An 18,942-nucleotide genomic window follows, 5' to 3' on the forward strand; every position below is an offset into this window, starting at 1 on the left:
ATGTGGAGTAATGTCCATCGTCACCATCGATTGGGAGGGAGCCTCGGAGATGATGGGAACCGTGACATTGACCCCTCGCATGCTGAGCGGCGCTGCAGCGACCGCGGTACTGCTGGCCGCCGGCCTGGCCCCGGTGACCGCGGCACCCGAGGTCACCTCGCATGCCGTCGCCCGGGTGTCGGCGGAGGTGATGCTGACCGGTAGCGCGTTGACCGACGGGATCGACGGGATCGACGGGATCATCGCCGACGTCGCGGCCCTGGACACCCCCGGCGCTGCCGACGCCTTCGATATCGCCGGGCTGTTCAACGCGGAATTGGCTGCGGCCCAAGGCTTCTTCAACAGCCTGTTCAGCCTGCCCGGAACGTTGTTCAACGACGTCGAGAACCTGGTCACCAGCCTCGTCAACCTCGACTTCGGGATGGCCTTCAGCGCGGCGTTCACCATCCCGCAGGACATCATCAACTATGTGCTCGGGCTGCCGGGGCTGGTGGTCAACACCATCTACAACATGGCGGTGGTGCTGCCGGGCGAGTTCCTGTTCAACTTCGGCTAGGGAGTGTCGGACTCCGCCGGTTCGGCGGGTGCTTCGGCTGCGGTTTCGACGGCTGTTTCGACAGTGGCAGCGTCGGTTTCGGCATCGGCAGGTTCGGCTACCGCCTCGACCGGCTCGACCGGCTCGGCCGATTCAGCCGGTTCGGCCACTTCGGCCGCTTCAGCCGGCTCTGTCACTTCAGCCGCCTCGGCCGGCGCGTCAGCCGGTTCGGCAGCGGTCTCGACGGCGGCAGCGATCTCCAGGATCTCCAGCACACCGTCGTCGTAGGGTTCGTAGGCCGGGGAGCCGGTTCCCGCCGGTGCCGGGGTGTCACTGTGGGCGCCGCAGCCGTACTCGGCGTCGACCACCCGACCGTCTGCGGACATCTCATTGGCGCAGGCTCCGAACGCCGTGCCCAGCACGCCGGCCAGCGGCAGGTAGAAGCCGCAGTCGCGGCAGACCCGCTTGGTGGAGCGCGCCATCGCCGAATCCGGGCCGTACTCGCCGTCGTGCCAGCGCTGCGCCGCCTCCGCGCGGCCCAGCGGACTCATCAGCCACCGGCGGCCCAGACCGAGCTCGCCGGCCACCTCGTCGAGCTCGGGGTCGCCGCTCGAGGTATAACCCGGGACCAGCCGCGGATCGTCGGCGGGCGGTGCCAGCAGGTCCCCCGGGCCCAGATCGCCGGGCCGGACCCGCTGGTCCCACGGCACCCATTCCGGCGCCAACAGTGCGGTGGGGCCGGGAACCAGCACCACCTCGCTGATCGTGGAGTGCGTGGCGCCCGGGATGGCGGCGACCACGACCGCCCACTGCCAGCCCTGATAACCCGGCAGCAGCGCGGCGAACCGGTGAGTGGCGGCGGTCGCGTCCTCGTAGTCGACGCCCAGGTGCTCGCCGACGGTGTCGGCGCCGCTGAACTCGGCGACGGCCGCACGGGCCTGGTCGACGGCCTCGGCCAGCACCGCGGGCACGGCGATGGTCGCGGTGTCTGATTCTGCGCTGGGTCGCATCACGCGGGTCCCTTCCCTTCAATGACGCCCCTAATACTGCCGCAGGCCGTCCCACTCAGCCACACGCAGGCACGATCACGACCTGCACGGCGCGGCGACGGTCATAGGGAAGAATTGAACCGTGTCTGCACGGCGGCGTGATCTCCCCGACCCCGGCCGGCGTCGTCGTCCGCCTGCGGCCACCGGCCGCGGCCCCCGCAACGGCTCGTCCGGCGAGCACCCCGGCATGGCCCATTACCCCAGCGACAGCCACGATGACCAGCGGCAGCGCAAGCCGATGCCCAGCGCCAACCGCTACCTGCCCCCACTGCGCGCCCACAACGGGCCACCCCGGCAAAGCCCACCACCTGGCGACGCGGGCACCGGCGACCGCGTCACGGTGACCCGGGCCGCCGCGGCCCGCAGCCGCGAAATGGGCTACCGGATGTACGGGCTGGTGCAGCGGGCCGCCACCGCCGACGGCGCCGACAAATCCGGGCTGACCGCGCTGACCTGGCCGGTGGTCGCCAACTTCGCCGTCGATGCGGCGATGGCCGTAGCACTGGCCAACACCTTGTTCTTCGCCGCGGCGACCGGCGAGAGCAAGGGCCGGGTGGCGCTGTACCTGCTGGTGACGATCGCGCCGTTCGCGGTGGTCGCACCGCTGATCGGCCCGGCGCTGGACCGCATCCAGCATGGCCGGCGTGCCGCGCTCGCATTGTCGTTCGCGCTGCGCACCATGCTGGCCGTGGTGCTGATCGCCAACTACGACGGCGGCGCCGGCACCTTCGGCTCCTGGGTGCTCTACCCGTGCGCGCTGGCCATGATGGTGCTCTCGAAGTCGTTCACCGTGCTGCGCAGCGCGGTGACGCCGCGGGTGATGCCGCCGTCCATCGATCTGGTTCGGGTCAATTCCCGATTGACGATGTTCGGGCTGCTCGGTGGGACGATCGTCGGCGGCGGTGTCGCCGCGGGCGCCGAATATGTGTTCACCCACCTGCTCGAACTGCCCGGGGCGCTGTTCGTGGTCGTCGCGGTCTCGATGGCCGGGGCGGGTCTGGCGATGCGCATCCCGCGGTGGGTGGAGGTGACCACCGGGGAGGTCCCGACCACCCTGAGTTACCGCTCGAACGAGCGCCGCAGCTGGCCCGAACAGGTCAGGCGGGCCGGCGGGGCGCTGAGCCAGCCGCTGCGCCAACCGTTGGGCCGCAACATCATCGCCGCGCTGTGGGGCAACTGCACCATCAAGGCAATGGTCGGCTTCCTGTTCCTGTACCCGGCGTTCGTGGCCAAACAGCACGACGCCAACGGCTGGGTGCAGCTGGGCATTCTCGGGCTGATCGGTGCGGCCGCGGGGTTGGGTAACTTCGCCGGCAACTTCACCGCCGCCCGGCTGCAGCTGGGCCGGCCCGCGGTGCTGGTGGTGCGCTGCACCATGGCGGTGACCGCCGTCGCGCTGGCGGCGGCGGTGGCCGGAACCCTGGTGATGGCGGCCATCGCCGCCCTGGTCACCTCCGGGTCCAGCGCGGTCGCGAAGGCATCACTGGACGCCGCGCTGCAAGACGACCTGCCCGAGGAATCGCGGGCCTCGGCGTTCGGGCGGACCGAATCCACCCTGCAGCTGGCATGGGTGCTCGGCGGCGCGCTGGGCGTACTGGTATACACCGACCTGTGGGTGGGCTTCACCGCGATCACCGCGCTGCTGATCCCGGGGCTGGCCCAGACCATCCTCTCCTTCCACGGCGACTCGTTGATCCCCGGTTTGGGCGGTAACCGTCCGGTGCTGATCGAGCAGGACGGCGCCCGCCGCGATCAGACAGGGGTGATGAGCCGATGAAACGTTCGACGGCCGTGCTGGTGACGGTGCTGGTGGTGGCAACGGCGGCACTTGCCGGGTTCGGCACCTGGTGGTTCACCCGCGGCGGCGAGCCGACGCCGCCGCAGGTCAGCGCCTACTCCAACGGGCGCCTCACCCATGTCGGGCCCTACATGTACTGCGACGTGCTCAACCTCGACGAGTGCGTGCTGAGCGAGGCGCAAGGCACGCTGACCGTCGACGAGCGCCATCCGGTCCAGCTGTCGGTGGATACCGTCATCGGCCGGGCGCCGTGGCGGCTCTTACGGCTCTACGATGATCCGGCCGACGCCACCCGCACCATGCACGCGCCTGGCAGCACCCTGGCGGTCACCATCCCCACCATCGACCCGCAACGCGGTCCGCTGCGCGGCGTGGTGGTGCAATTGCTCACCCTCGTCGTCGACCAGGACACCGGCGAGCAGTTCGCGGTACCGCACGCCGAATGGGCGGTGGGCCTGCAGTGGGGCGGTCACGAGTCGGATTGAGCCCCGTGCCCGGCCGTCACCCGCTCGGACTCGGGCACCGGACCCGGAGCAGTACCGTCCCCGAATGGCCTGCCGCCCAGTGCTTCTCGCCCATGGGGTGAAAGCCAATTCGCCAGGTCCGGGCCGTCGGGAACGATCCCGGAGGGATTGATGTCGGCGTGCACGATGTAGTAGTGCTGCTTGATCTGGACGAAGTCGGTGGTGTCGCCGAACCCGGGGGTCTGGAACAGGTCGCGGGCATAAGCCCACAGCACCGGCAGCTCGGACAGCTTCTGCCGGTTGCATTTGAAGTGCCCGTGATAGACCGGATCGAACCGGGCCAGGGTGGTGAACAACCGCACGTCGGCCTCGGTGATGGTGTCCCCCACCAGGTAGCGCTGATCCGCCAGGCGTTCACTGACCCAGTCCAGCGCGGTGAACAACCGGTCGTAGGCGGCGCTGTAAGCGTCCTGGCTGCCGGCGAAGCCGCATCGGTAGACGCCATTGTTGATCTCGGTGTAGATCCGCTTGGCCACCTCGTCGATCTCGGCGCGTAACGGTTCGGGATACAACTGCGGGGCGCCGTCGCGGTGATAGGCCGTCCACTCGGTGGAGAAATCCAGGGTGATCTGGGCGAAGTCGTTGGTGACCACCGCTCCGGTGGGCACGTCGACGATCGCCGGGACGGTGATTCCCTTCGGATAGTCGGGGAAACGCTTGAAGTAGGCGTCCTGCAACCGCGGGATCTTCAATACCGGGTCCACACCGCCGGGGTCCAGGTCGAAGGTCCAGCTGCGCTGATCGTGCGTGGGTCCGCAAAACCCAATGGAGATAACATCTTCCAGCCCGAGCAACCGGCGCACGATGATGGTGCGGTTGGCCCACGGGCAGGCCCGCGCCACGATCAGCCGGTAGCGGCCGGGCTCGACGGGGTAGCCGTCGCGGCCGTCGGCGGTGATCCGGGTGGTGATGTGGTCGGTGTCGCGCTTGAAGTCACCACCGGCAGCAACGTAGGAGGCCATGGTTACCAGCGTGCCAGCCCCGCGCCGCCTACGCTCGAGGAATGCAAGGCTCGGCAACCGTCCAGATGGACGCCCCGGCAGGCACGGTGTGGTCGCTGATCACCGATGTGACGCAGATCGGCCGGTTCAGCCCCGAGACCTTCGAAGCGGAATGGCTTGATGACGCGACAGAACCGGTCGTCGGCGTCCGGTTTCGGGGGCACGTCAAACGGAACGAGAAGGGCCCGATCTACTGGACGACATGCACCGTCACCGAGTGCGAGCCCTCCGCGGTGTTCGCGTTCGCGGTACGCTCCCGCCCATTTGGTTTGCTGATCATGCCGCGCAATACCGTCCAACTCACGTGGCGTTACACACTGGCGCCGGGTACGGGCGGTGGCACTACCGTCACCGAGTCGTTCCAGCTTGAAGACATCCCGGCCATGCGGTTGTACTGGCGGCTCCTCGGCTGGCTGCGCGGACCCCGGATGCGGCGCGACATGGTTCGGACCCTGACCGCGATCAAAGCCGTTGTCGAGAGCTGAGCTCGGGGTCACTGTGCAGTAGAGGCTGCCCCGAAGCGCCGGGCCAGATCGGTTTCGCTCGACGCGCCCGGCGCCCAGTCGGTGATCCACGGTCCGGTGCCTTCCGACGGATCGAGCACACCGTCCTCGAGCCAGGTGTAGCGGTCCTCCAGGACCGCGTGGGCCAGCCGGACATCGCTGCGGTCGGTGTTCGTCCACAACGCGGCGAACAGGGCCTCGACCCGCAGGCGTGACTGCTGACAGAACGCGTCGGCCAGCTGGTATGCCTGCTCCCCTTCGCCGGCGTCGGCCACCCGCTGGGCCTCCGCGCGCACGCAGGCGGCCGCCATGGCGAACAGCTCCGCGCCGATATCGACGACGCGGCCCAAAAATCCCTGCTTCTTCTCCAAGCCGGCCTGCCACCGGGCCATGCCGTAGAACGTGTTGCGCGCGAGCTTGCGGGAGTGGCGTTCCACGAATCGCAGATGCGGCGCCAGCCGGCCGAACTCGCGGTACCCGGCGGGGCGTTGGCCTTCGCCGAAAACCAGCTGCGGCAACCACTTTGAGTAGAATCCGCTGGCCCCGACCGCTGCTTTGGCCTTGTGCCGCAGATCGGCCTTGGGGTCGGCGAGGTCCCCGGCGGCGCTCAGGTGTGGGTCGACGGCCTCACGTGCGATCAGCAGCCGCATGATCTCGCTGGATCCCTCGAAGATGCGGTTGATCCGCAGGTCTCGCACCAGTTGTTCCACCGGAACCGCACGCTCCCCGCGGGCGCCCAGCGACTCCGCCGTCTCATAACCGCGGCCCCCGCGGATCTGCAGCAACTCGTCGGCCACGACGCAGGCCACCTCGCTGGACCATAATTTGGCCAGCGCCGCCTCGATCCGGATGTCGTTGCGGCCTTCGTCGGCCATCTGACCGGACAGCTCCAGCACCGCCTCCATCGCGTAGCCGGTCGCGGCGATCAACGCGATCTTCTTGGCCACGGCCTCGTGCTCGCCGACCGGCTTACCCCACTGGACCCGCTCGCGCGACCACTGCCGGGCGATCTTCAGCGACCATTTCGCCGCCCCCGTCGTCATCGCCGGAATGGCCAGGCGTCCGGCGTTGAGCGTCGTCAGCGCGATCTTCAGGCCGTCGCCCTCGCGTCCGACCAGGTTGGCGGCAGGCACCCGAACCCGGTGCAGCCGGGTCACGCCGTTCTCGATACCGCGCAGCCCCATGAACTTGTTGCGGCGTTCGACGGTGATGCCGGGCGTGTCGGCGTCCACGACAAACGCGCTGATGCCTCCTCGATGACCGTCGACCTTGGGCACCCGGGCCATCACCACGAGCAGCTCAGCGACCACGCCGTTGGTGGTCCACAGTTTCACCCCGTCCAACTCGTAGGCGGCCCCGTCCTCGATCGGTGTCGCGGTCGAGGCCAGCCGGGCAGGATCGGAGCCCACGTCCGGTTCGGTCAGCAGGAACGCCGAGATCGCCCCGGCCGCGCAGCGCGGCAGGAACCTCTTCTTCTGTTCCTCGGTGCCGGCCAGTTTGAGCGGTTCGGGCACCCCGATCGACTGATGCGCGCTCAGCAGCGCCCCCAGGCTCGGATGCACACTCGACACCATCACCAGCGCCCGGTTGTAGGCGATCTGCGACATACCCAGGCCGCCGTACTCCGGGGGTATCTTCAGGCCGAAACAGCCCAGTTCGGCCAGACCTTTGACGTAGTCGTCGGGGATCTGCGCGTCCCCCTCGATGACCGTGCCGTCGACGGTTTCCAGGAACTGCCGCAGCCTGCCCAGGAACTCCTCGGTGCGTGCGGCCTCGGCATCCGGCGGCCTCGGAAACGGGTGAATCAGTTCCAGTGAGAAACGCCCCAAAAACAGCCCTTTGGCGAAGGACGGTTTGTCCCAACCGCTTTCGCGGGATTCCTCCGCGACAGCCCTGGCCTGCTCCTCGGTGACCCCTACCTGTTGTGCCATCGGGCACCTCCCGGTTCGACGGCGCTCCTCGAGCGACTGTCTACCGGTGTTCCCCAATCAGGCCGGCCACTACACCTTGGGCGCGGACCTTTCTAGGCGTCGAGCTCGCGGGCCACGGCCTTGACCACCTCGGACACCCGGCGGGCGGTCTTGCGGTCCGGGTAGCGCCCCTTGCGCAGCTCCGGCTGCACCGTGCCTTCGAGCAGGGTGATCATGTCCTCGACCATGCCATGCAGCTCATCGGGGGTGTGCCGGTGCTCGGCGGGAGCCGCCTCGCGACGCGTGCGCGACAAGCTCGGCGGCGGGTCGATCAGCTTGAGCGTCAGCGCCTGCGGCCCGCGGCGGCCCGCGGCGACGCCGAACTCCACCCGCTGGCCCGCCTTGAGACCCTCCACGCCGTCCGGCAGGGCCGAGGCGCGGACGTAAACGTCCTCACCTTCCTCCTGGGACAAGAAGCCGAAGCCCTTCGCGGCGTCGTACCACTTCACCTTGCCGGTCGGCACTGGTCTCACCTGCTGTCTTGCTGATCACTATCTGGGGGACACAAATGAAGCGTCCCGCCTGCGCAGGACGCGTCAGAAGCTGATCCTACTCGGACGGCGGCCCACAGAGCACCCCGGTTTCCTCGGTAAGCTGGTGGAGCCGCTGGAGAAGACATGCGCCGGACATTGAACATGATCCGGTCGCTCTCCGGCCAACCGGAAACGGATACGCATATGACGTTGAGGCAACGGGATCTGCAGACGCCACCGCAGGTGGACGCCGCCGGCGCGGACGACACACACTCCGCCCGGCAGGCCTTCGACAAAGCCGTGCAACGGGCCATCTCCCAACAGATGCCCACCTCCGGGCCGTTGGTCGACACGTTCGGCCGGGTGCACACCGATCTGCGGATATCCCTGACCGACCGATGCAACCTGCGCTGTACCTACTGCATGCCGGCCGAGGGCTTGGACTGGATTCCCAGCCAGCACCTGCTGCAAGACGACGAGCTGGTCCGGCTGATGCGTATCGGCGTCACCCGGCTGGGCATCACCGACATCCGGTTTACCGGCGGTGAGCCACTGCTGGCCCGCCATCTCGAAAACGTGGTGGCCGCCGCGGCGAGCCTGCGGCCGCGTCCCGAGATCGCGCTGACCACCAACGGCCTGGGGCTGTCACGACGCGCCGGCGCCCTGGTGGCAGCCGGGCTGGACCGGATCAACGTGTCGCTGGACACCGTCGACCGCGCCCACTTCGCCGAGATCACCCGGCGCGACCGGCTGCCCGACGTACTCGACGGCCTCGATGCGGCCGCCCGGGCCGGCATGGCACCGATCAAGGTCAACGCCGTGGCCGCCCCCAAGGTCACCGGCGAGGACATCCTCAACCTGCTGCGCTTCTGCCTGCAGCACGGCTACCAGCTGCGGGTCATCGAGATGATGCCGCTGGACGCCGACCACACCTGGAACCGCGACGCCGGGCTCAGCGTCGAGCAACTGTTGGAAACCGTGCAGGCCCACTTCTCGCTGCGGCCCGATCCGAAGCCGCGCGGTTCCGCGCCGGCCGAGGTGTGGCTGGTGGATGAGGGCCCGGACCATCCGGCCGGCACCTTCGGGATCATCGCGTCGGTGTCGCGGCCGTTTTGCGGGGACTGCGACCGGACCCGGCTCACCGCCGACGGCCAGATCCGCAACTGCCTGTTCGCCACCGAGGAGTCCGATCTGCGGGCCCTATTGCGAAACGGCTCCGACGACGACGCCATCGAGCAGGCATGGCGTGCCGCGATGTGGTCGAAGAAAGCCGGCCACGGCATCAACGATCCGGACTTCATCCAGCCGGATCGCCCGATGAGTGCGATAGGTGGTTAACCCGATGATGCAGCAGACCGACAGCACCACCGCGGTTGCGGTGAACGTCCGCTACTTTGCCGCGGCGCGAGCGGCCGCCGGCGTCGAAGCAGAGACCGTCCGCGTGCCCTCCGGGGCCGGTGTGGCCGAGCTCGCCGATACGTTGGCGCAGGGAAATGAACGGCTGGCGACGGTGCTGGGCCGCTGCTCTTATCTGCGTGATGGAGTCGCGGTGCGCGACCACTCCGCGGCGCTGCAACCCGGTGAGACGATCGACGTACTGCCGCCGTTCGCCGGCGGGTAGCGAGCCTCGACGCAGGAGAGGCGAAGCTGGACCGCCGCATCAAACCCGGCGGGCAGCGAGCCTCGACGCAGGAGAGGCGAAGCTGGGCCGCCGCATCAAACCCGGCGGGTAGCGAGCCTCGACGCAGGAGAGGCGAAGCTGGACCGCCGCATCAAACCCGGCGGATAAACATGATCTACGTCACATAACGAATTGATCACGGACCGACAACGGCTTGGTAGAGCACGCTCTGACCTGCACAAACTCCGCCGCTTCCTGGTGTTTTAGGAAGAACCGGCAGTGAAAACACCCGGGACCCCTAAGCGTGACGATGCCGTAAAGACCGGTTACGGTCTATCTCCGGGTGTATCGACACTCTTCCGGTCGATCCGCCTTTCCTCTCTCGTAGCGCCGAGCTCCATCCAGCGGGCGGGGAAAACCACCCAATACCTGATGGATGGAGGCGGGGGACCCGACCGGTCCGCCGCGAGCGGACCTGGGGCCCCTCGGCCCCTTGGGGTGAAGCCGTAGGACGCACCGCGGTGCGCTGAGGCCGGGCAGTCTTCTTCAGCCCGAACCCGACGCTGACCTCGCAGGCGTAGACAGAGAGGAATTCACCACCGTATGAGTGGACGGCATCGCAAGCCCACCCAGTCGAACGTCAACATCGCCAAAATCGCCTTCACCGGTGCCGTGATCGGTGGCGGCAGCCTTGCCCTCGCCGGGCACGCCGCCGCGGCCACCGATGACGAATGGGACCGCGTCGCCGGATGCGAATCCGGTAACAACTGGGGCATCAACACCGGCAACGGCTACCAGGGCGGCCTGCAGTTCTCGCCGAGCACCTGGAGCGCACACGGCGGCGGCAAGTACGCCCCGTCGGCCCACCTGGCCAGCCGCGAGCAGCAGATCGCCATCGCCGAGCACGTGCTGGCGACTCAGGGACGCGGTGCATGGCCGGTCTGCGGTCGCGGCCTGTCCGGCGCATCGCCGCGTGAGGTCCCCGCGACCCCGGCCGACGCCCCGATCGACAACCCGGATGTCAACGGCCAGACCGTGGCCATGGACAACCCGATGGCCCCGCCGGCTCCCGAGCCGGCACCGTGGTGGGCCCCGCCGGCCCCCGAGGCCCCCGCACCCGCCGAGGACTCCAGCCCGGTCGCTCCGGCCGGCTGGATGCCGCCGGCTCCGGAGGCTCCGGCCCCGATCGCCGAGGACGTGCCGCCGGCCCCGGAGGCACCCTGGTGGATGCCGCCGGCCCCCGAGGCGCCCGCTCCGGAGGCTCCGGCTCCCGAGGCCCCGGCCCCGATCGCCGAGGACGTGCCGCCGGCCCCAGAGGCACCCTGGTGGATGCCGCCGGCCCCCGAGGCGCCCGCGCCCGGCGACGATGCGGCCCCGGCCCCCGAGGGCGACAAGCCGCAGGCGGTTTCGGTCGGCTTCCACCAGCAGCTGTGGCAGGCCATCCGCTCGGAAAACATCAGCGGCAACGACGCGCTGGCCGCGTTCGCGCAGCAGCCCAGCCGGGTCGTCTAACGCCAGAGACGCACGCGAAAAGAGGGGGCCGGATCGCCGGCCCCCTCTTTCGTGTCTTCGGTGTCTCGGGCTTACGCCGAGCCGACCCATTCCTCGGTGTCGTCGGCGAAGAACTGGTGCTTCCAGACCGGCAGCCGCGCCTTGATGGTGTCGACCAGCAGCGCGCAGGCCTCGAATGCCTCCCGGCGGTGATCGGCCGCCACCGCGGCCACCAGCGCGGCGTCGCCGATGTGCAGGACACCGACCCGGTGGCTGGCCGCCAGCGCCCGAATCCCGGCGCTGTGTTCGGCGATCTCGGCCAGCACCTCGGCCATGACCTGTTGCGCCGACGGGTGCGCGGAATACTCCAGCCGGGTGACCTCCCGGCCGTGGTCATGATCGCGGATCATGCCGACAAAGCCGACGATCGCGCCCGCGGCCCGGTGGCCGACCAGGTCCTCGTGCTCGCTGAGCAGGATGGGCTCTTCGGTGACCGCCGCCCGCAGCACCAGCGCGCCGGTGTCGGTCATCGGTCGTGGTCTCCGCCGGCTAGCTGATCCAAGGCGTGATCCAGTACGTCGGCGAGCACTCCGAGCCCGTCACGCACGCCTCCGGACGAGCCGGGCAGGTTGACGATCAGCGTCCGCCCGGCCACTCCGCACACACCGCGGGACAGCACCGACGTCGGCACCTTCGGCAGGCCCGATCTGCGGATGGCATCGGCCAGGCCGGGAATCTCGTAGTCCAGCACGGCCACCGTCTGCGCCGGGGTGTCGTCGGTCGGCGAGATCCCGGTCCCCCCGGAGGTGATGATCAGGTCCACGGGCGCCGCTATCGCGGCCCGCAACGCCGCACCGACGGCCTCCCCGTCGGGAACGACTTCCGGCTGCGCGGGCGCGAAACCACGCTGCGCCAGCCAGTCGGCGATGATCGGCCCGGTGCGGTCGGTGTACACCCCCGCCGACGCACGAGTGGAGGCGATGATCACGTGGGCGGTGCGGGCGCTCGCGGCGGTCACCGGCGCTCCCAGGCCCCGGTGCGGCCGCCGTCTTTGCTCAGCACCCGGATGTCGTCGATGATCGCGGCACGGTCGACGGCCTTGATCATGTCGTAGAGGGTCAGGGCCGCCACGCTGACCGCCGTCAGCGCCTCCATCTCCACCCCGGTGCGGTCGGTGGTGCGCACCGAGGCGGTGATGTCGATCTGGGCTTCGCCGATCGCGAAGTCGACGTCGACTCCGGTGAGCGCCAGCTGGTGGCAGAGCGGGATCAGGTCGCTGGTGCGTTTGGCGGCCATGATGCCCGCCACCCGCGCGGTGGCCAGGGCATCACCCTTGGGCAGCCCACCGGCCGAGATCAGCTGCACCACCCGCGCGGTGGTGCGCAGCACGCCCGCGGCGACGGCGGTGCGCTTGGTGGTCGCCTTCGCGCTGACGTCAACCATGTGGGCCGCACCGCGTTCATCGAGGTGTGACAGCGGGCCGGCACCGGTCATGACGGTCAGCGTCTACCGGTTGACGACGGTGACCGGATGCAGGTACGGCAGCTCTTCGGACGGCAGCGGGAACACCAGGTCCCCGAACGGTGACAACGCACCGGCCCGGTCGGTGCGCAGCTCGCTCACTGCCGGTTCGCCGTCGGTCTCCGGCCACCCGTTGTCGACGTACCGGTTCTTGTTGTCCTGATTAGCAGCCACGGCACCATTCTGACAGGTCGCGATCGGCGTCGCTCACCGGTTGGGCCTTACGCTGGTCGTCGATGACCGAACACGCCCGGGGTGTGCCGCTGGGATCGTGGCTGGCCGACCTGCCCGACGAGAGTCTGATCCGGCTACTGGAGCTGCGGCCCGACCTCGCCCAACCGCCGCCGGGCAGTATCGCCGCGCTGGCGGCGCGGGCGCAGGCCCGCCAGTCGGTCCGGGCGGCCACCGACGAGCTGGATTTCCTGCGGCTCGCCGTCCTCGACGCGCTGCTGGTGCTGGAGGCCGATGCCGCCGCGGTGCCGGTGACCGAACTGCTGGCGCTGATCGGTGAGCGCGCACCCGCCGACGCGGTGCACGAGGCGTTGACCGACCTGATCGAGCGGGCGCTGTGCTGGGGTTCGCCGCAGCAGCCCGACGGTGCGCTGCGGGTCGCCGCCGAGGCGGGTGCCGGGCTGCCGTGGCATCCGGGGCAGGTCACCCGGGAGGATCCGGAGCTGAGCCCGGAGCGGATCATGGCTGCCCTCGATGACCTGGATGCACCCCAGCGAGACCTGCTCGACAAGCTGGTGACCGGCTCCCCGATCGGCCGCACCCGCGACGCCGCCCCCGGGGCACCGCCGGAGCATCCGGTGCCGCGGCTTCTGGCCGCGGGTCTGCTTCGCCGCATCGACGACGAAACGGTGATCCTGCCGCGGCTCGTCGGCCAGATGCTGCGCGGTGAGCAGCCGGGGCCGGTCGGCCTGCGCGCCCCCGAGCCGGTGGTCTCCCAGACCACGGCGGCCGACGTCGATGCGGCCGCCGCCGGCGCGGTGATCGACCTGCTGCGTGAACTCGACGTGATTCTGGCCAGCCTGGGGGATGCGCCGGTGCCGGAGCTGCGCAGCGGCGGGCTCGGTGTCCGCGAGGTCAAGCGGCTGGCCAAGACGACCGGCGTCGACGAAACCCGGCTGGGTCTGCTGCTCGAGGTGGCCGCCACCGCACGGCTGATCGCGGCCGATTTTCCGGACCCGGCCAGCGTCGACCAACGGGATTGGCCCGACGCCGACGGCCCGTACTGGGCGCCGACGGTGCTCGCCGACCGGTTCGCCGAGCGACCGACCGCCGAACGCTGGCATCTGCTGGCCGCCACCTGGCTGGATCTGCCGGCCCGGCCGGGTCTGATCGGCAGCCGTGGCGCCGACGGCAAACCCCGGGCGGCGCTGTCCAGCCCGCTGTTCTCCACCGCCGCCCCGCTGGATCGCCGGCTGCTGCTGGGCATGCTCGCCGAGCTGCCCGTCGGCGCCGGGGCCGACGCGGTGTCCGCGTCGCAGGCCTTGGTCTGGCGCCGGCCGCGCTGGGCCAACCGGCTACAGCCCGGGCCGGTGGGCGAACTACTCGATGAGGCGCACGCCCTGGGCGTGCTGGGCCGCGGCGCGCTCAGCTTTCCGGGGCGGGTCCTGTTGGCCGACTCCGATGATGCCGCCGCGGTGGCCGCGATGACGAAGGCGTTGCCCGAGCCGATCGACCACTTCCTGGTGCAGGCCGACCTGACCGTGGTGGTGCCGGGGCCGCTGAAACGTGAACTGGCCGAGGAGTTGGCCGTCGTCGCGACCGTGGAATCGGCCGGCGCGGCGATGGTCTACCGGGTCTCCGAGCAGACCATTCGGGCCGCGCTGGACGCCGGCCGCACCGGCGCCGGGTTGCACGCGTTCTTTGCAAGGCACTCCAAGACCCCGGTGCCGCAGGGGCTCACCTACCTGATCGATGACGTCGCGCGCCGGCACGGGCAGCTGCGGATCGGGATGGCGGCGTCCTTCGTGCGCTGCGAGGATCCGGCCCTTTTGGCCCAGGCGGTGGCGGTGCCGTCCGCCGAGGCACTCGGCCTGCGGATGCTGGCCCCGACGGTGGCGGTGGCGCAGGCCCCGATCGCCGACGTGCTGGCGGCGCTGCGCGACGCCGGTTTCGCCCCGGCCGCCGAGGATGCCACTGGCACGATCGTCGACATCCGCCCACGCGGGGTGCGGGTGCCGACCCCGGCGGAGCGCCGCGCCCACCGGCCGGTCGCCGGGCCCAGCGGCGAAAGCCTCACCTCGTTGGTTCGGGTGCTGCGCACGGTTACGTCGGGGCCGTTCGACAACATCCGTTTGGAGCCGGTGACCGCGATGATCATGCTCAAACGCGCCGCGGCCGAGGGGTCCACCGTGCTGATCGGCTATGTCGACGCCGCCGGGGTGGCCACCCAGCGCGAGGTCTCCCCCGTGCTGGTCCGCGGCGGACAGTTGGTGGCGTTCGATTCGACCTCCGGCCAGATGCGTGACTTCACCATCCACCGCATCAGCTCCATCGCGTCGACCGAGCAGTGAGCAGCATTGTCGGTCCGCTCCGGATAATGGGCTCATGAGCACCGACGGGCCGTTGATCGTCCAATCCGACAAGACCGTGCTGCTCGAGGTCGACCATGAACAGGCCGGGGCGGCCCGCGCCGCGATCGCGCCGTTCGCCGAGTTGGAACGCGCCCCCGAACACGTGCACACCTACCGGATCACCCCGCTGGCGTTGTGGAACGCCCGCGCGGCCGGCCACGACGCCGAGCAGGTGGTCGACGCACTGGTCACCCACTCCCGCTACGCGGTGCCGCAGCCGCTGTTGGTCGACATCGTCGACACCATGGCCCGCTACGGGCGCCTGCAGTTGGTGAAGAGCCCTGTGCACGGCCTGACCCTGGTCAGCCTGGATCGTGCCGTGCTGGAGGAGGTGCTGCGCAACAAGAAGATCACGCCGATGCTCGGTGCCCGCATCGACGACGACACCGTGGTGGTGCATCCCAGCGAGCGCGGCCGGGTCAAGCAGATGCTGCTCAAGATCGGTTGGCCCGCAGAGGATCTGGCCGGTTATGTCGATGGCGAGGCACATCCGATCGAGCTGCACCAGGACGGCTGGCAGCTGCGCGACTACCAGGAGATGGCCGCCGACTCGTTCTGGTCGGGCGGGTCGGGGGTGGTGGTGCTGCCGTGCGGCGCCGGCAAGACGCTGGTCGGTGCCGCGGCGATGGCCAAAGCCGGCGCCACCACACTGATCCTGGTCACCAACACCGTCGCCGGGCGGCAGTGGAAACGCGAGCTGATCGCGCGCACCTCGCTGACCGAAGAGGAGATCGGCGAATACTCCGGAGAGCGCAAGGAGATCCGGCCGGTCACCATCGCCACCTATCAAGTGATCACCCGCCGCACCAAGGGCGAGTACCGGCATCTGGAACTGTTCGACAGCCGCGACTGGGGGCTGATCATCTACGACGAGGTGCATCTGCTTCCCGCCCCGGTGTTCCGGATGACCGCCGACCTGCAGTCGCGGCGGCGGCTCGGGCTGACCGCCACCCTGATCCGCGAGGACGGCCGCGAAGGCGACGTGTTTTCCCTGATCGGGCCGAAGCGCTACGACGCCCCGTGGAAGGACATCGAGGCCCAGGGCTGGATCGCGCCGGCCGAATGCATCGAGGTGCGGGTCACCATGACCGAAAGCGAGCGGATGACCTACGCCGTCGCCGATCCCGAGGAGCGCTACAAGCTGTGCTCGACTGTGCACTCCAAGATCGCGGTGGTGCGCTCGATCCTCAAGCAGCATCCCGGCGAGCAGACCTTGGTGATCGGCGCCTACCTCGACCAGCTCGAGGAACTGGGCGAGCAGTTGGACGCCCCGGTGATCCAGGGTTCGACACGCACCGCCGAACGCGAGAAGCTGTTCGACGCCTTCCGCCGCGGCGAGGTGTCCACCCTGGTGGTGTCCAAGGTCGCCAACTTCTCCATCGACCTGCCCGAGGCGTCGGTAGCGGTGCAGGTCTCGGGTACCTTCGGGTCCCGCCAGGAGGAGGCCCAGCGGCTCGGCCGGCTGCTGCGCCCCAAGGCCGCCGGCGGCGGGGCGGTGTTCTACTCGGTGGTCGCCCGCGACAGTCTGGATGCCGAGTACGCCGCGCATCGGCAGCGGTTCCTGGCCGAGCAGGGCTACGGCTACATCATCCGCGACGCCGACGACCTGCTCGGTCCGGCGATCTAGCGGCGTTGTGATCGCGAACGGAAAAACACGCTCGCGGACGGCGCCCTGACTAACAGCGAGCACAAGAACATTAGGGTCGACAACGCGAACATTGCTATGACCTGCGCAAGGGCGAATGTCCCGGCAGTTAAGGCGATAACGGACAGGGCGACTAGCACGCCCCCGAACACAAGGGGCGGCCGCCGCAGGCACCTCGCTGTGGCACCACGTAACGCCATAAATCCGCCCCACACCAGGGTGCCGGCGACCCCGGCGAACACCAGCGCCGTGATCAAGTACACGACATCCCGTTTCCCCAGTCCCTCCACGAACCCGACGACCCCGATAAGCGCCGGACCTATTGCGCACAGAAATGCGAGCACGGCTGCGGCCGTGACATTTGCGGGACGATCGACCGAAGTCGCTGCAACGGGGACTACCGGGTCTATCCATCCTCCCGAACTGCGCTGACTGGACTCGGTTAATCCGCCGCGTACTGAAGCCGCTGATCCCCCCAACGCATCCCGGGCTGCTCGAGCCAGCGCCTTCGCCGTGGGGAAGCGAAGCCGGGGGTCCTTAGCCATGCCGGTAGCGATAACGTCGTCCATCGCCGCGGGAACGTCGCCTCGAACCAGCGACGGACGAGGTGGCGGCTGAAACATGTGCGCAGCTACGATTTGCTCCAAGGTCTGACCCGGGAACGGCGGCCAACAAGTCAGCGCCTGATAGAGCACGCAGGCCAGCGAGTACACATCAGCACTGGCGTCGGCCACACCAGAGCGAAACCTTTCTGGCGCCATGTAGGGCCACGTTCCTACCGTCACACCGGTGCTGGTCAATACAGTCTCTCCGATGACTCGTGCGATACCGAAATCAATCAGATAGGCGAAATCATCTTCGCCGACCAAGATGTTTGACGGCTTAACGTCACGGTGAACCAGCCCGATGCGATGCGCGGCATCCAACGCCGACGCAATCTGTTCGATGATTCCTACGGCCAGTCCGGGATCCATCGGCCCACGAGTGAGCAACTGGTGCAGATCGCAGCCGTCGACCAGGCGCATAGTGACGAAAAGCTTGCCGTCAATCTCGCCAAGATCGTGGATCGGCACCGCATGTGGCTCCCGCAGACGGGCCGCCGCCTTCGCCTCCCGGCGGAACCGCCGCTGAAATTCCTCGTCGCCAGACAAGTGCGCTGGCAGCAATTTCAGCGCAACCCCCCGCTCCGTGACTGTGTCGAAGGCTCGCCACACCTCTCCCATACCGCCGCGACCCAGCAATTCGATTAACCGATAGCGACCGAAGGGTGCCCCGTCGATGTCAGCCTCCTCAACCACCGCCGACTCAGCCCACGTTTAGTGACTTTCAAGAACCAGCGTTGAGAGAAACCTTGACACCACCGGAGAACACCGAGTCGTGCAACTCAATCGTCGTTGGAACAGCGTCGGGTGGCATGTCGTAGACAACCTTGACATCGACCCCATTGCCCGGGTTGATGTTGTCGTAAACGGGGACATCCGAGTCGCCTAGCGCGACCTGTGCCATCGTGTCGGACTCGAAGCTACGCCCCTCGGCGTCGAACAACTTCTGCGCACTCGGCGAAAACGACTGCGGCTTATCTCCAATGTTCTTGACGCTCATGGACACCACGACGAACTGGCCTTGCGCCTTCTGCACCAGATAAGGGTTATCACCGATTTCAGCCAGGCCCGGTTGAACGCCAGTGACCACGAACTCAAACTTCCCGTCACGCACCGGTGTGTTTATCACTGCGTGGGCATTGCCAGCGTCTTGCGTACCGCCTTGAGCACTACCCAAGCCGCCTTCCGACGTGCCTTTGCTGGTTTCCTTGGGGTCAGAGAAAGCCCCAATGGCGATCAGAAGGACAACAATCCCGCCAACTATCCACGGCCACTTACGCCGCTTCTTCGCCGGCGGTGCGACCTGAGACTGCTGGGCGTTTTGGGTCGGATCTCCCGGCTGCGGCAAGTGAGGGTTGGTCACTACAACTCCATTGACGTGAGAATAGCGGGATTTGCTCCCACACGACTGCAGACAACGTGTACAAGCGTACCGAACGTAGCAGCTATGTAGAGAGCAAACGGAAGGGTTTACCTTCGGCGCTGTAACCCGGTGAGGCTGCGCTGCGTTGCAATGCACCCTCCGATAGCAGCGAGGCGCTAGCCTCGAATCAGTGTCAGGGTGAGGTGCCGCCTGGTGCGGTGGTTGGATCCTGATCACCTGGTGTCTGGCTCGTAGTCTCGGTGC

General features: G+C 68.6%; 18 protein-coding genes, 1 pseudogene and 1 riboswitch. Of the genes and pseudogenes, 9 read left to right on the forward strand and 10 right to left on the reverse strand.

The annotated features are described in order from the left end of the window. Nucleotides 1-10: 10 nt before the first annotated feature. Nucleotides 11-556, forward strand: a complete 546-nt coding sequence (locus tag BST28_RS08680) for a hypothetical protein (protein ID WP_083080673.1) — start codon at nucleotides 11-13, stop codon at nucleotides 554-556. Here BST28_RS08680 and BST28_RS08685 read toward each other — a convergent pair. Next, nucleotides 553-1,545, reverse strand: coding sequence for a DUF3027 domain-containing protein (locus tag BST28_RS08685; protein ID WP_083080674.1), 993 nt, complete (start codon nucleotides 1,543-1,545; stop codon nucleotides 553-555). The two genes, BST28_RS08680 and BST28_RS08685, sit on opposite strands and share 4 nt — an antisense overlap. Before the next feature lie 226 nt (nucleotides 1,546-1,771). Here BST28_RS08685 and BST28_RS08690 point away from each other — a divergent pair, with 226 nt between their 5' ends. Together BST28_RS08690 and BST28_RS08695 are read left to right on the forward strand one after the other, a co-directional pair. After that, on the forward strand, nucleotides 1,772-3,361 hold the full coding sequence (locus BST28_RS08690) for an MFS transporter (protein ID WP_109560669.1): 1,590 nt from the start codon (nucleotides 1,772-1,774) through the stop codon (nucleotides 3,359-3,361). Next, nucleotides 3,358-3,867: a DUF2771 domain-containing protein gene (locus BST28_RS08695; protein ID WP_019738707.1), complete on the forward strand. Its 510-nt coding sequence runs from the start codon at nucleotides 3,358-3,360 to the stop codon at nucleotides 3,865-3,867. The genes BST28_RS08690 and BST28_RS08695 overlap by 4 nt, the downstream gene beginning before the upstream one ends. Here the strand turns inward: BST28_RS08695 and BST28_RS08700 are convergent. Further along, nucleotides 3,852-4,868, reverse strand: coding sequence for a glutathione S-transferase family protein (locus BST28_RS08700; RefSeq protein WP_019738708.1), 1,017 nt, complete (start codon nucleotides 4,866-4,868; stop codon nucleotides 3,852-3,854). The genes BST28_RS08695 and BST28_RS08700 overlap by 16 nt on opposite strands. Before the next feature lie 41 nt (nucleotides 4,869-4,909). Here BST28_RS08700 and BST28_RS08705 point away from each other — a divergent pair, with 41 nt between their 5' ends. Further along, nucleotides 4,910-5,392, forward strand: a complete 483-nt coding sequence (locus BST28_RS08705) for an SRPBCC family protein (protein ID WP_019738709.1) — start codon at nucleotides 4,910-4,912, stop codon at nucleotides 5,390-5,392. Between the two features lie 8 nt (nucleotides 5,393-5,400). Here BST28_RS08705 and BST28_RS08710 read toward each other — a convergent pair whose 3' ends face one another. After that, nucleotides 5,401-7,341, reverse strand: a complete 1,941-nt coding sequence (locus tag BST28_RS08710) for an acyl-CoA dehydrogenase family protein (RefSeq protein WP_083080676.1) — start codon at nucleotides 7,339-7,341, stop codon at nucleotides 5,401-5,403. A gap of 92 nt (nucleotides 7,342-7,433) precedes the next feature. Beyond that, nucleotides 7,434-7,844: a cold-shock protein gene (locus tag BST28_RS08715; RefSeq protein ID WP_065286847.1), complete on the reverse strand. Its 411-nt coding sequence runs from the start codon at nucleotides 7,842-7,844 to the stop codon at nucleotides 7,434-7,436. 213 nt (nucleotides 7,845-8,057) lie between these two features. Between BST28_RS08715 and moaA the strand changes: the two genes are divergently transcribed. The 3 genes from moaA to BST28_RS08730 all read left to right on the forward strand — a co-directional run bounded on the left by moaA (nucleotide 8,058) and on the right by BST28_RS08730 (nucleotide 10,986). Further along, complete coding sequence (moaA, locus tag BST28_RS08720) at nucleotides 8,058-9,191, forward strand: GTP 3',8-cyclase MoaA (protein WP_109560670.1); 1,134 nt, start codon at nucleotides 8,058-8,060, stop codon at nucleotides 9,189-9,191. Between the two features lie 4 nt (nucleotides 9,192-9,195). Next, the gene (locus tag BST28_RS08725; protein ID WP_065286846.1) at nucleotides 9,196-9,474 is read left to right on the forward strand and encodes a MoaD/ThiS family protein; all 279 of its coding nucleotides are present in this window, start codon (nucleotides 9,196-9,198) and stop codon (nucleotides 9,472-9,474) included. 409 nt (nucleotides 9,475-9,883) lie between these two features. Beyond that, nucleotides 9,884-10,068: riboswitch (cyclic di-AMP (ydaO/yuaA leader) on the forward strand. A 9-nt stretch (nucleotides 10,069-10,077) separates the two neighbouring features. After that, entirely contained in the window at nucleotides 10,078-10,986 is a 909-nt protein-coding gene (locus BST28_RS08730; RefSeq protein WP_083080677.1) for a transglycosylase family protein, read from the forward strand. A gap of 71 nt (nucleotides 10,987-11,057) precedes the next feature. Here the strand turns inward: BST28_RS08730 and BST28_RS08735 are convergent, their stop codons facing one another. The 4 genes from BST28_RS08735 to BST28_RS08750 are packed head-to-tail and all read right to left on the reverse strand — an operon-like array spanning nucleotide 11,058 to nucleotide 12,660. Then, entirely contained in the window at nucleotides 11,058-11,495 is a 438-nt protein-coding gene (locus BST28_RS08735) for a molybdenum cofactor biosynthesis protein MoaE (RefSeq protein WP_083080678.1), read from the reverse strand. Further along, nucleotides 11,492-11,953 (reverse strand): MogA/MoaB family molybdenum cofactor biosynthesis protein, encoded by a 462-nt coding sequence (locus BST28_RS08740; protein WP_413784763.1) that lies wholly within the window; start codon nucleotides 11,951-11,953, stop codon nucleotides 11,492-11,494. Before BST28_RS08740 ends, BST28_RS08735 begins: the two co-directional genes overlap by 4 nt. Before the next feature lie 26 nt (nucleotides 11,954-11,979). Further along, nucleotides 11,980-12,459 carry a cyclic pyranopterin monophosphate synthase MoaC gene (gene moaC, locus BST28_RS08745; RefSeq protein WP_083080679.1) on the reverse strand — a complete coding sequence of 160 codons (480 nt, stop codon included), beginning with the start codon at nucleotides 12,457-12,459 and terminating at the stop codon, nucleotides 11,980-11,982. Nucleotides 12,460-12,471: 12 nt separating this feature from the next. After that, nucleotides 12,472-12,660 (reverse strand): hypothetical protein, encoded by a 189-nt coding sequence (locus BST28_RS08750; RefSeq protein WP_019737297.1) that lies wholly within the window; start codon nucleotides 12,658-12,660, stop codon nucleotides 12,472-12,474. A 62-nt stretch (nucleotides 12,661-12,722) separates the two neighbouring features. Between BST28_RS08750 and BST28_RS08755 the strand changes: the two genes are divergently transcribed. Beyond that, nucleotides 12,723-15,008 (forward strand): helicase-associated domain-containing protein, encoded by a 2,286-nt coding sequence (locus BST28_RS08755; RefSeq protein ID WP_083080680.1) that lies wholly within the window; start codon nucleotides 12,723-12,725, stop codon nucleotides 15,006-15,008. A 34-nt stretch (nucleotides 15,009-15,042) separates the two neighbouring features. Further along, nucleotides 15,043-16,695: a DNA repair helicase XPB gene (locus tag BST28_RS08760; protein ID WP_083080681.1), complete on the forward strand. Its 1,653-nt coding sequence runs from the start codon at nucleotides 15,043-15,045 to the stop codon at nucleotides 16,693-16,695. Between the two features lie 493 nt (nucleotides 16,696-17,188). Here the strand turns inward: BST28_RS08760 and BST28_RS24690 are convergent. Further along, nucleotides 17,189-17,993, reverse strand: a pseudogene (locus tag BST28_RS24690) (serine/threonine-protein kinase); the annotation flags it as partial. A 46-nt stretch (nucleotides 17,994-18,039) separates the two neighbouring features. Next, nucleotides 18,040-18,678, reverse strand: a complete 639-nt coding sequence (locus BST28_RS08770) for a DUF4352 domain-containing protein (RefSeq protein WP_083080682.1) — start codon at nucleotides 18,676-18,678, stop codon at nucleotides 18,040-18,042. Nucleotides 18,679-18,942 lie beyond the last annotated feature (264 nt).

It is taken from the genome of Mycolicibacter kumamotonensis (genome assembly GCF_002086285.1).
GTDB classification, from domain to species: domain Bacteria; phylum Actinomycetota; class Actinomycetes; order Mycobacteriales; family Mycobacteriaceae; genus Mycobacterium; species Mycobacterium kumamotonense.